The organism is Brevibacillus reuszeri (assembly GCF_001187725.1).
Classification (GTDB): domain Bacteria; phylum Bacillota; class Bacilli; order Brevibacillales; family Brevibacillaceae; genus Brevibacillus; species Brevibacillus reuszeri.
In genome coordinates, this window is the sequence record NZ_LGIQ01000004.1 from 50,628 (window position 1) to 63,023 (window position 12,396).

10 protein-coding genes, 1 tRNA gene and 1 other annotated feature are annotated in these 12,396 nt (G+C 46.4%); of the genes, 1 reads left to right on the top strand and 10 read right to left on the bottom strand.

Features of this window, described 5'->3' with window-relative positions; all coding sequences use genetic code 11:
* Positions 1-3: 3 nt before the first annotated feature.
* The 10 genes from rodA to guaB all read right to left on the bottom strand — a co-directional run bounded on the left by rodA (position 4) and on the right by guaB (position 11,057).
* Complete coding sequence (gene rodA, locus ADS79_RS03480; RefSeq protein WP_161807252.1) at positions 4-1,155, bottom strand: rod shape-determining protein RodA; 1,152 nt, start codon at positions 1,153-1,155, stop codon at positions 4-6.
* A gap of 157 nt (positions 1,156-1,312) precedes the next feature.
* Positions 1,313-1,389 (bottom strand) — tRNA-Arg (locus tag ADS79_RS03485).
* A 101-nt stretch (positions 1,390-1,490) separates the two neighbouring features.
* The gene (gene aceA, locus ADS79_RS03490) at positions 1,491-2,780 is read right to left on the bottom strand and encodes an isocitrate lyase (RefSeq protein WP_049737048.1); all 1,290 of its coding nucleotides are present in this window, start codon (positions 2,778-2,780) and stop codon (positions 1,491-1,493) included.
* Positions 2,781-2,807: 27 nt separating this feature from the next.
* Positions 2,808-4,415 (bottom strand): malate synthase A, encoded by a 1,608-nt coding sequence (gene aceB / locus ADS79_RS03495; protein WP_049737049.1) that lies wholly within the window; start codon positions 4,413-4,415, stop codon positions 2,808-2,810.
* Between the two features lie 63 nt (positions 4,416-4,478).
* Positions 4,479-4,646, bottom strand: a complete 168-nt coding sequence (locus ADS79_RS34095) for a hypothetical protein (protein WP_236699871.1) — start codon at positions 4,644-4,646, stop codon at positions 4,479-4,481.
* A gap of 188 nt (positions 4,647-4,834) precedes the next feature.
* Positions 4,835-6,118, bottom strand: coding sequence for a serine--tRNA ligase (gene serS, locus ADS79_RS03500; protein WP_049737050.1), 1,284 nt, complete (start codon positions 6,116-6,118; stop codon positions 4,835-4,837).
* A 48-nt stretch (positions 6,119-6,166) separates the two neighbouring features.
* Positions 6,167-6,389, bottom strand: a binding site (T-box leader).
* A 133-nt stretch (positions 6,390-6,522) separates the two neighbouring features.
* Positions 6,523-7,098, bottom strand: a complete 576-nt coding sequence (gene pdxT / locus ADS79_RS03505; RefSeq protein WP_049737051.1) for a pyridoxal 5'-phosphate synthase glutaminase subunit PdxT — start codon at positions 7,096-7,098, stop codon at positions 6,523-6,525.
* Between the two features lie 10 nt (positions 7,099-7,108).
* Positions 7,109-7,993, bottom strand: a complete 885-nt coding sequence (pdxS, locus tag ADS79_RS03510; RefSeq protein WP_049737052.1) for a pyridoxal 5'-phosphate synthase lyase subunit PdxS — start codon at positions 7,991-7,993, stop codon at positions 7,109-7,111.
* Between the two features lie 108 nt (positions 7,994-8,101).
* Positions 8,102-9,409, bottom strand: a complete 1,308-nt coding sequence (locus tag ADS79_RS03515) for a D-alanyl-D-alanine carboxypeptidase family protein (RefSeq protein WP_049737053.1) — start codon at positions 9,407-9,409, stop codon at positions 8,102-8,104.
* A gap of 187 nt (positions 9,410-9,596) precedes the next feature.
* Positions 9,597-11,057 carry an IMP dehydrogenase gene (guaB, locus tag ADS79_RS03520; RefSeq protein ID WP_049737054.1) on the bottom strand — a complete coding sequence of 487 codons (1,461 nt, stop codon included), beginning with the start codon at positions 11,055-11,057 and terminating at the stop codon, positions 9,597-9,599.
* 165 nt (positions 11,058-11,222) lie between these two features.
* Between guaB and ADS79_RS03525 the strand changes: the two genes are divergently transcribed.
* The gene (locus ADS79_RS03525; RefSeq protein WP_049737055.1) at positions 11,223-12,245 is read left to right on the top strand and encodes a YaaC family protein; all 1,023 of its coding nucleotides are present in this window, start codon (positions 11,223-11,225) and stop codon (positions 12,243-12,245) included.
* Positions 12,246-12,396 lie beyond the last annotated feature (151 nt).

Sequence of the window (12,396 nt, forward strand, 5' to 3'; positions counted from 1 at the left end):
CCCTTAGTCAAAAAACAGCTCCTTGCTTCTATGCTTCATAGACAGGACCATTCCTACGATCACAAAGTTCGTTAAAAGCGAAGTGCCACCGTACGAAACAAAAGGCAAAGTGATTCCGGTAACAGGCATCATGGCCAAGTTCATTCCGACATTTTCCACGATTTGAAATGTAAACATACCGATTACTCCGGTAATGAAAGATGTGGAGAAAAAGTCATTTGTTTGACCTGCGATCACCGTTAATCGATACAAGAAAACAAAGAAAAGAGTCAATAAGACACTACCACCTAAAAACCCTAACTCTTCACCAATCGCAGAGAAAATAAAATCAGTCCACTGCTCTGGTACCCAGTTCCCTTGTGTCGCTGTTCCATTAATGATTCCCCTTCCCACTAATTGCCCCGAACCAATCGCTAGCTTTGCCTGCGTTACTTGATAGCTAGCCCCCATCTTTTCAATTTCCGGATCTAAAAATGTAACAATTCGTTCCTTTTGATGATTAAGAAAAGGGAGCTTGTCTACAAATTCAATCGACTGCTCAGTGAAAACGGTCTTGGCAAGAATGATCACCGTTAAGCCGGCGGCAACAATCAGTGTATAATAGACCAGCTGTTTTCGACTTAAGAATAAAACCATCATAGCCCCGGTAATCCCCACCAGCGTGAGAGCTTGTCCTAAGTGTGGTTGCTTTAATATGAGGAGAAAGGGAACGATATTAATCATGAAAATAACAAAAAAATGCTTGAAGCCAAACGATTCGTTTTTTTGCTTTGCTTTTGTCATATAACGAGAGATGGTTAGAATGACAAAAATCTTTGTCAGCTCCGAGGGCTGAAATTGCATACCTCCAGGCAAGGTAATCCAGCACTGAGCGCCATTTTTGGCCGGGTAGAAAAATACACAGACCAGCAAAATGAGACAAATGCCGTATCCAATCCATGATAGAAATCCTCTAAGAATCCTGTAGTCCAAAATCGCAAATGCAATCATACAAACAAAAGAAATGATCTCCCAGATTAATTGCTTTTGATACCAATCTTCCATGCCACTTCGATTTATCGTCGTAGAATAAATAGCAACTGTAGAAAGGACTGAAATTGCCAGGACAGTGAACAGTAATATGTAGTCAAACTCCCTGAAAAATCTTCTCGTCAACAATTGAATCACCAACTTTTAACTGAATTACAGTAAGTACGTTTATTCTGTTTCATACGATACTCTATTGATTTTGAGGCTTTGAATCATAGCATGGGTAGCGATGGCAGAATGCTTTAGCAAAATAAAAAAACCGCGTAATAACGCGGCTTTTCGATGGCGTCCCCGAGAGGATTCGAACCTCCGACCTACAGTTTAGGAAACTGACGCTCTATCCTGCTGAGCTACGGAGACATTGTTGTCTACATCCTCCATTATAAAAACAATCCCGCCGTTTGGCAAATGAAGGACTAGGGTATCAACAGCCCTAGTCCTCGTTTTTCATCGATTTGGATTTAGTTATGCGCGAACTGTTCTTCTTCAGTCGATCCAGTCAGTGCGGTCGTGGAGGATTTTCCACCTGAAATTACTTGTGCTACCTCGTCAAAATAACCGGTTCCTACCTCACGCTGGTGACGAGTAGCCGTGTAGCCATGAACCTCGCTACCAAACTCAGCTTGCTGCAATTCAGAGTAGGCAGCCATTCCACGATCGCGATAGCCACGCGCCAGCTCGAACATGCTGTAGTTGAGGGAATGGAATCCTGCGAGAGTAACAAATTGGAATTTGTAGCCCATTTCGCCCAGCTCCTCCTGGAAACGAGCGATCGATTCTTCATCCAGCTTCTTCTTCCAGTTGAAGGATGGAGAGCAGTTGTAAGCAAGCAGCTTACCAGGGAATTTCTCATGAATGGCCTCTGCAAAACGACGTGCTTCTTCCATGTTAGGCTCAGACGTTTCGCACCAGATCAGATCTGCGTACGGCGCATATGCCAGACCGCGTGCGATTGCTGCATCCAGTCCACCCTTCAGGCGGAAGAAGCCTTCTGCTGTACGCTCACCAGTGAGGAATGGTTTATCCTGCTCATCGATATCGCTCGTGATGAGGAAAGCACCATTCGCATCTGTACGTGCCACGATGATAGTTGGAACTCCCATCACATCTGCTGCAAAACGAGCAGAGACCAGGTTGCGAACAGCTGCTTGGGTAGGAATCAATACTTTTCCACCCATATGACCGCATTTTTTCTCGGAAGCCAGCTGGTCTTCAAAGTGAACGCCCGCTGCACCCGCTTCGATCATGCCTTTCATCAGCTCGAATACGTTCAAAGGTCCACCAAAGCCGGCCTCCGCGTCAGCCACAATAGGTGCGAACCAGTGCGTATCTGTACCACCCTCAGACTGATCGATCTGATCTGCACGTTGGAAAGCCTGGTTAATGCGTTTGACTACCTGTGGAACGCTGTTTGCTGGATAGAGACTTTGGTCTGGATACATTTGACCAGATAGGTTCGCATCCGCTGCGACTTGCCAGCCACTCAAATAAATAGCCTTTAATCCTGCTTTTACTTGCTGAATCGCCTGATTCCCGGTCAAAGCACCCAACGCTTTAATATGGTGCTCGGTATGCAACAGATTCCACAAGCGTTCTGCACCAAGGCGAGCCAATGTATGTTCGATCTGAACCGATCCACGCAGACGTACAACATCCTCTGCGGTATAAGTACGAGTGATTCCTTTAAAACGCTCACCCTGCCAGATTTGTTCCAATTGTTGAATCGCTTCCTGCTTGTTTTGTTTGGTCATTTTCGTTTCCCCCACCCTATTTTTATTTTATAGATAGTGATAGCCTGGTACGGTCAAGAAATCCTCAAACTCATCTTCTGTAACCAGCTGCAAGAATAGCTCTCCCGCTGCTTGGAGCTTGCTTGTTTCATACCGCTCCTGACCCATCGCTTGTTTCAAAGCCTGCAATTCCTCGCTTAACCACTGCTTTACCAACGCCTCGGTAATCTTGCGTCCATCCTGCAAAACGCCCTGACGATGTCGAATCCACTGCCATACCTGTGCACGGGAAATCTCTGCAGTTGCTGCATCCTCCATCAAATTATGAATTGGAACAGCACCCATCCCACGCATCCATGCCTCGATATATTGCAAGCCTACGCTGATGTTGGTGCGTACGCCTTCTTCTGTAATGACACCTTCAGGTACTGCTAGCAAGTCCTTGTCTTCTACCTGTACATCCTCGCGTTTGTACCAGATTTGGTTCGGTTCCCGCATCAAACGATTGAATACTTCCATCGCGACAGGTACCAAGCCAGGGTGAGCGACCCAGGTGCCATCATGCCCATCGTAGGCTTCACGTTCTTTGTCTGCACGTACTTTAGCGATGGCTTCCTCGTTTTTCACCGGGTCATTTTTGACAGGAATTTGGGCTGCCATACCGCCGATGCATGGTGCTTGTCGTCTGTGACATGTCTTCACTGCCAGTGTCGTATATGCCCGCATGAACGGAACAGTCATCGTCACCTGTGCACGATCAGGAGTGATAACATCAGGCTGATTCCGCAGCTTTTTGATGTAGCTGAAAATATAATCCCAGCGACCACAATTAAGTCCGGCACTATGCTCGCGCAGCTCATACAAGATCTCATCCATTTCAAACGCAGCCAAAATGGTTTCGATGAGTACAGTTGCCCGAATCGTACCGCGCGGAACATTCAATTCATCCTGTGCGAAAAGGAATACATCATTCCAAAGACGTGCTTCCAGATGACTCTCCAGCTTCGGCAAATAAAAGTACGGCGCTGTCTGATTTGCGAGGAGTGCCTGCACGTTGTGGTAAAAATAGAGTCCGAAGTCAACCAGGCTGCCAGATATCGGCTTCTGGTCGAGCAGAATATGTTTTTCATCCAGATGCCAGCCACGCGGGCGGACGATTAGAACAGCTGTCTTTTCATTGAGCGCGTACTGTTTACCCTCTGGGCTCGTAAAAGAAATATTGCGTCGTACAGCGTCCTTCATATTGATCTGCCCTTGGATGGTGTTATCCCAAGTCGGCGAGTTCGCATCCTCGAAGTCCGCCATAAAGAGACGTGCTCCCGAGTTCAATGCATTGATGACCATTTTCCGATCGCCAGAAGGTCCTGTAATCTCGACGCGTCTGTCTTGCAGGTCAGTAGGCAACGGAGCGACTGTCCAATCACCACTTCGAATCTCTGCTGTTTCAGGCAAAAAATCAGGCAGTATTCCTGCATCGATTTGCAGCTGTCGTTCTTGACGCTTGGCGAGCAATTCCTGTCTCTTGTCACCAAAACGTTGCTCCAGCTTGATTACAAACTGTATCGCTTCCGGCGTAAGTATTTCACTGTATCCGGAGCGCATCTCGCCAGCGATGTGGATCTCTAATGGATGTGAATTAGTTGGCATGGTAGTCAAAGCAGCTCATCCTCCCTGAGCACGTACGTATTATTATGGTACAGATATAAAAAATATAAATTATTATAGTACAGTAGGTGCAAAAAAAATGGTCTTACTCTTGATACCCGCTGCCACTGCAATGGCTGCAGCTGACATGTCCATCCCCCAAGCAATTATGGCAAGCCGACCCGCTGTCATCGTGACCAACGCCTCCACATCTTGGGCAATTTTGTTCGCCGTTTCCTTCACACCGGTAGCAGTCCATTTTCCATTCCCTCCATGTCTGTATTAAAACAATTTTCTTAAGATTTGTTTTTATTATATAACAGCGATTGGTACAGCGCAACACAATTTTTAAAAAATCCATTCTGTATTACAACACAAAAAAACAGCCCCTGTTCCTTTTAAGGAGCAAGAGCTGTCTACACGATCTCTGATTATTGTTTTGGAGCGATTTTTTCCACTCCACCCATGTATGGACGAAGCACTTCTGGAATGACAATGCTTCCATCAGCTTCTTGGTAGTTTTCCAAAATCGCTGCTACTGTGCGACCAATCGCAAGTCCCGAACCGTTCAAAGTATGCACGAATTCCGGCTTCGATTTCGTATCACGACGGAAGCGGATATTGGCACGACGCGCTTGGAAATCCTCAAAGTTCGAGCACGACGAAATTTCCCGATACGTATTGTTGCTTGGAATCCAAACTTCCAGGTCAAATTTCTTCGCTGCCGTAAAACCGAGGTCACCTGTACACATGCTCAGGACGCGGTACGGCAAACCGAGGAGTTGAAGCACCTTCTCCGCGTTTTTCACCAGTTTATCCAGCTCATCATACGATTCTTCCGGTTTCACAAATTTCACCAGCTCAACCTTGTTGAATTGGTGCTGACGGATCAACCCACGAGTATCGCGGCCAGCCGATCCCGCTTCCGAACGGAAACATGCACTATATGCAGCATAGTAGCGTGGCAAATCTGTCCCATCCATAATTTCGTCACGATGCATATTCGTAACAGGAACCTCTGCCGTTGGAATCAGGAAATAGTCTGGTCCTTCCAGTTTAAAAGCATCCTCTTCGAACTTTGGCAGTTGGCCCGTACCTGTCATGCTTGTACGGTTGACGATATACGGCGGGATAACTTCCTCGTAGCCATGTTCATTCGCATGCAAATCCATCATGAAGTTCATGAGTGCACGCTCAAGACGCGCGCCCATTCCTTTATAAAATACAAATCGGCTTCCAGTTACTTTCGATGCTGTTTCAAAATCAAGAATTCCTGCCTGGCTAGCCAAATCCCAGTGAGGCTTGGTCTCGAAATCAAAGCTGCGTGGCTCTCCCCATGTCCAGGCCACCACATTATCGTCTTCCGACGTACCGACTGGTGTGCTCTCATGTGGGAGGTTAGGCAGGCTAAGCAAAATGAATTCCTGCTGCTCATCCAGTTGGCGCAGTTCTTCATCGAGTGTCTTGATTCGCTCGTTTACTTCCTTCATTTCAGCGATCAGGTGGTCAGCGTTTTCCTTGTTGCGTTTCATCACTGCTACCTGTTCAGATACAGTATTGCGTTTATTTTTCAGAGCTTCTGCTTCTTGAATCACCTGGCGTCTTTTTTCATCTACTTCTGCAAATTGATCCAGCGCAGAAATATCTTCATTGCGGTGCTCTAAACGACGTCTTACTTCCTCCAGATCTTGGCGTAACACTTTTACGTCCAACATAGTGAATCCCTCCGAATCCAAAATAAAATAAAAAACACCCGTCCCCTGGTAAGGGACGAGTGCTATATACCCGCGTTGCCACCCTCGTTGATACATGCTCATCAATCCCGAGCATCTATCCACTCTTCCGTCATAACGGGACGGGACCGGACAAAGTTATTTCCTTTGTCACTCCGAGATGGATTCCTCCGCACACCGGATCGGTTTGCACCTACCACCGACTCTCTAGACCAGGCTCTTGCGAAGTACTTGTTCTCATCAGCGCATTCTAACATGGATGATTACTTCTATTGTTAACTGTACTACAGGTTCTATACCTGTGTAAAGGGCAGCTACCCATAATCTTCCTAATGGAAAAAATCGGCACCTTATTGATGCCGATCCTCCTTGCTGTATCCTTATTGTTAACTTCGGTACTCCTTCACCATATCGAGGAAAAACTTATGAAGTCTCGTATCTTCCGTCAATTCAGGGTGAAAGGCTGCCGCAAGATAATGACCGTTTCTCGCTACGACGATCTTGTCTTCGTATTTTGCCAGCACCTGTCCATTTTCTCCTACTTCCATAATATATGGTGCACGGATAAAAACGGCTAGGTAATCCGCTGCAACACCCGCAACCGGCATGGTGACCTCAAAGCTTTCCTTTTGCCGTCCAAATGCATTACGCTCCACTTTGATATCCATCAAGCCAAGGTGGAAATCATCCTGTCCATTGATCTGGTTCGCCAGAAGAATAGCTCCTGCACATGTGCCAAAGATCGGCTTTTTCTGTTCGCCAAATTGACGAATGGCTTCGATAAAACCGTACTTGTGCATCAGTTTGCTAATCGTTGTGCTTTCGCCGCCCGGGATCACCAAACCGTCCAGATCATCGAGTTCTTCCACTTTTTTAACGGCAACTGCAACCGCTCCTGCCTCTTCCAGCATTCGGAGATGTTCTGCTACAGCTCCTTGCAGAGCAAGTACACCGATTTTCATGTGGTTCACCTTACCAGCCGCGCTCTTGCATGCGATCTGCTTCGCGTATTTTTGAGATTTCGAGACCTGGCATTGCGGTACCCAAGCCTTTGGATACGCGTGCAATCAGTTCGTAATCAGTATAGTGAGCAGTCGCTTCTACGATTGCGCGAGCGAATTTCTCTGGATTTTCCGATTTGAAAATACCGGAGCCTACGAATACGCCATCGGAACCGAGCTGCATCATCAGGGCCGCATCCGCAGGTGTTGCTACACCGCCTGCTGCAAAGTTAACGACTGGCAGCTTGCCTGTTTTATGAACTTCTTCCAGAAGCTCGTAAGGAGCACCCAGATTTTTTGCTTCTGCCATCAACTCATCGTAGGACATTGCCTGTACCTTACGGATTTGGCTCATCATGGTGCGCATATGACGAACTGCCTCTACAATGTTTCCTGTACCTGGTTCTCCTTTTGTACGGATCATGGATGCTCCTTCACCGATACGGCGCAGTGCCTCTCCCAGATCACGGGCCCCACATACAAACGGTACAGTGAACTCTTTTTTATTGATATGGTACAAATCATCTGCTGGGGTCAAAACTTCGCTCTCATCGAGGTAGTCCACACCCAGAGATTCCAGAACACGCGCTTCTACAAAGTGACCTATACGAGCTTTTGCCATAACAGGGATGGAAACTGCTTTTAATACGTCTTCCACAATACCCAGATCAGCCATACGAGCTACTCCACCTGCTGCACGAATGTCAGAAGGGACACGCTCGAGTGCCATTACAGCCACAGCACCTGCTGCTTCGGCAATTTTCGCCTGCTCCGCATTCACGACATCCATGATGACGCCGCCCTTTTGCATTTCAGCCATACCTTTTTTTACGCGAGACGTTCCTACTTGTACCATGAGATTTCCCCCTACCTCGTTGAAGTCGGAACCGGAACTGTTATGTGGTGTTATGGTTCCTTGTTACCGACATTGTAAACCAAAGAGAAGGGGGAAAACAACAGTTATTTATTTTCCGGTTCCGCTACTGAACAGATTGCTGAAAAATTGGATGATGCTACGGAAGAACAGTCGAATCCAGCTAGCCTCTTCAACGTCTTGGCTCGCTACTACATCTACGCCTGCTTTTTCCGCGTCCTGAGGCTGCAGGAATTCTGCTTCCTTGCCGCCTTCTTCTTTGAGCACAAGCTTACCGATCACTTGTCCTTGCTTGATTGGCGCACTTAGATCTTGGAAGGTCACGCTTGGAGTAAACTTTACCTCGCTGCCGATTTTGGTCAGCATGCTTACTTCGCTACCAGTAACTACTGGAACGCTCAGCTCCACGCCATTTTTTACAGCAGCTGTCTCAAATCCCTTGATCGGTGCATTTTTGTCCATTTGCTTGGTCATTTTGAAATTGCTGAAACCGTAGTCGAACAACTTTCTCGTCTCAGAAAAACGTTGCGTGTCGCTTTCTGTATTCATGACTACACTGATCAAGCGCATATTGTCACGGACTGCTGTACCGGTAAAGCAATAGCCTGCTGCTTTTGTATATCCTGTTTTCAATCCATCAACGCCCTGATAATAGCTGATCAGACCTGGCAACATCCAGTTGTAGCTTTTCTTGCTCCACTCTTTTGGAGTACCTGTGCGGAACGTAAAGCTTGGTTTTTTAGATACTTCCAACGCTTCTGGGAAATCACGGATCAAAGCACGTGCCAGAATAGCTGAATCACGGGCAGACATGAGGTTTTCTAGTTGGTCGGTCTTAATCGAGTATGGTCCCAGCTCATTCGCCGGCAGACCTGTGGACGTAACAAACGAGGTGCTTTTCATTCCGAATTCTGCTGCTTTTTTGTTCATCATCTGAACAAAGTTGGCTTCACTTCCTGCTACCTTTTCTGCAAGAAGTACCGTAGCGTCATTGGCTGAAACGACTGCCATCGCTTCGTACAATTGTTTAACCGTAAACGATTCACCTGCATTCAAGTAAACACCGGATGCATCCGAAATTTTTGCGATATAGAATGCATAATCACTAACCGGTACGACATCATCCCAACTGATCTTCTTTTGCTTGACGGCTTCCTGAACCAGATATTCAGACATCATCTTACTCATGCTGGCAGGAGGTAGTGCTACATCAGGATTGTTGCTATAAATCACCTTACCAGTAGATGCCTCCACAAGAATGGCAGATTTCGCTACAAGCTGTAAATTGGCTGCAGGTGCGGTTTCTGCATTGGCTACAGTGCCTCCCATTGCTGTCGTAAACACAGCGACAGAAAGGAACAGACCTGTCAATCTCTGTGTCCATGTCTTTCGTTTCATGTATTCTCTCACTCTCCCATTTCTGTCGAATTTGTCTTAGTGAAACGTGCACACCGCTTTAAGTTTACCATAGGTAGCAGGCTCGCTTGAAGCTTGTTTCCTCCCATTTCCATGTGGAAAACCCTAGTAAAAAACCCCTTTCTGCGTAACCGAAAGGGGTTTTGGGACTATATGACTAATCGAATTTCTAGGAAATGGAGTAATTCGGGGACTCCTTGGTAATTTGTACATCATGCGGATGGCTTTCACGCAAGCCTGCACCTGTGATTCGAACGAACTGCGAGTTGTTAATCAAATCCTCGATCGTTTTCGCTCCGCAATACCCCATACCTGCGCGTAGACCGCCAATCAGTTGATAGGTAACGTCAGCTAGTGGCCCTTTGTAAGGCACTCGGCCTTCAATTCCTTCTGGTACCAGCTTTTGTTCGTTTTCCTGGAAATAGCGATCCTTACTTCCCGCTTTCATCGCGCCAATGGAGCCCATTCCGCGATATACCTTGAAGCGTCGACCTTGGAAGATTTCAAATTCGCCTGGGCTTTCTTCCGTTCCAGCGAACAAGCTGCCGATCATGATAGCAGATGCGCCTGCGCCTACAGCTTTTGGCAAATCTCCTGAGTATTTAATGCCGCCATCGGCAATAATTGGAATATTGTACTCTCGTGCTGCCTGTGCGCAATCGTGGATGGCCGTAATTTGTGGAACGCCAATACCTGCGACTACACGAGTGGTACAAATCGAGCCTGGGCCAATCCCTACTTTTACAACGGATGCTCCAGCTTCGATCAGATCGCGGGTTGCTTGTCCAGTCGCCACGTTTCCAGCCACGATTGTAAGCGTTGGATACTGCTGTCTGATTTCTTTTACTGTATCAATAACCCCTTTGGAGTGACCATGCGCTGTATCGACAACAAGCACGTCTACGCCTGCCTGGACTAGCGCTGCAGCACGCTCAAATGTATCAGCAGAGACACCTACGGCTGCACCACACAAGAGACGACCTTGTGGGTCTTTAGCCGCATTTGGATATTGAATCGCTTTTTCAATATCTTTGATGGTAATGAGTCCACGCAAAACGTTTTGTTCATCAACCAGCGGAAGCTTTTCGATCTTATGCTTTTGGAGAATGGCTTCTGCCTGCTGGAGTGTTGTACCAACGGGAGCCGTCACCAAGTTTTCCTTAGTCATTACATCTTTAATCGGTGTAGAGAAATCATGCACAAAGCGAAGGTCACGGTTAGTAAGAATCCCGATTAAATGCGTTTCTTCATCTACGATCGGAACACCGGAGATTCGGTATTTCCCCATAAGACCATCTGCGTCTTCTACTGTATGGTCTTGTGACAATGAAAATGGATTTGTGATAACACCGCTTTCGGAACGTTTCACACGATCTACTTCACTTGCTTGCTGCTCAACCGTCATGTTTTTATGGATAATCCCGATACCACCCTGGCGAGCCATGGCAATCGCTAGTGCAGATTCCGTCACGGTATCCATACCCGCACTGATCAAAGGAATGTTCAGGACAACTGTTTCACTTAATTTCGTTCTAAGATCAACATCCCTTGGCAAAACCTCGGATTTTGCTGGAATGAGCAATACGTCGTCAAACGTCAAACCCTCTTTAATAAATTTGTCTTCCCGCACAGTAGCAAGCTCCTCTCGGCAAATAGTTTAAGACAGTTTAACAAACGGCATAATTTACTGTCAAGGAACGTGTAAAATGTTCGGTTATGAAGTTGATTTTACAGATAAATCAAAAAATAACAGATGATAGTAAAGAGAAAACGAAAATTCCCAAAGGTGGTTACTATGGATAAGGCTTGGAAAACACTTCGTTTTTTGGAGACAGAACCAACAGCTCGCAAGTTTTTGGCCACCTGCTATCATGGCATGGGTTTAGAGCATTTCGATCGATTGGCTTTTCAGCAAAGCTCCCGATTTCTGTATTTATGGAAGCAGGCAAGACAATTTTATCAAACGGCAGCGGTGGCCGACCTTTCTATCCAGCCTTTGCTGCTGTTTTATGGCTGTTCACATCTGTTAAAAGGCATGCTGTTAACGCGTGACTCTTCCTATCCACAGAATAGTCGTGTCCTGCAGCATGGGGTTACGACAAGAAAGCTAAAGCGCAGTGCCTACCTTTTAACCGAGGATGAGATTCGCCCACAAAAGGAGGGTTTTTTTGCTCATCTCGCTCAAGTTTTCTCTCTTACTCCCTTACAAGATCGTTACTTTGCTCATGACTTGTTTGCTTCCATACCAGGTGTAAGTCATGCATACACCTTAACCACTAACAAGGAACAATTTTGGATTCGCATGGAGATGACCAAAATCGCACCTCCAAAAGAATTAGAGTCGATGTATAGCGACACCTGGATAAAGGTTTCTTTTCCAGAAGGAAAGGACGGGCCATTATCCTATTCGACAGAGACCTTTATGCAATACATCCGCCGATTAACTCCTGCTGCTTGTAACCTGGATCATGTTCGCTGGAGAGAAGGAACCATCAAAGAAATGCTACTTCCCCAGTTTGCCCTTTCTCAAATGGAACAACACCCACTATTTCGGGTACAAGAGCATACGCTCTTTTTTTGGAATGGGCCTTCGACCTCTCATCCTCTTCCGGAATGGGCTAGCCACTATCTGCTGTTGTACCTCTTAAGCATGCTTTGTCGTTATGAAACGGAATGGTGGGGCGAATTGACTCTTTCTCATGGCTTTGCTGAACGGTTTTTAGTTGAGCTTTTTCTCGAGCATCACGCTGCTACATTTCCCACGGTTATTATGAAACAGATTCAGCAAAATAACCGTCTGGTCTTGCCTTCATCATGAAGCAGGGCATTTCCTCCGCTTTACATGCGTAAAAAATGGACCCATACAACAAAAAACCTTCTAGCCTTTAAGAGCTAGAAGGTTTTATCTTCATTCCTTGAAAACTGGATCTGCATGATTGCTAAGAGTGTGGATAAGTCCTCGACCGATT

Bases quoted from the DNA above. Each gene is read 5' to 3' on its own strand.
- aceA (WP_049737048.1), bottom strand. From the start codon at position 2,780: ATGACCAAACAAAACAAGCAGGAAGCGATTCAACAATTGGAACAAATC.
- serS (WP_049737050.1), bottom strand. From the start codon at position 6,118: ATGTTGGACGTAAAAGTGTTACGCCAAGATCTGGAGGAAGTAAGACGT.
- pdxT (WP_049737051.1), bottom strand. From the start codon at position 7,098: ATGAAAATCGGTGTACTTGCTCTGCAAGGAGCTGTAGCAGAACATCTC.
- pdxS (WP_049737052.1), bottom strand. From the start codon at position 7,993: ATGGTACAAGTAGGAACGTCTCGCGTAAAAAAAGGTATGGCTGAAATG.
- ADS79_RS03515 (WP_049737053.1), bottom strand. From the start codon at position 9,409: ATGAAACGAAAGACATGGACACAGAGATTGACAGGTCTGTTCCTTTCT.
- ADS79_RS03525 (WP_049737055.1), top strand. From the start codon at position 11,223: ATGGATAAGGCTTGGAAAACACTTCGTTTTTTGGAGACAGAACCAACA.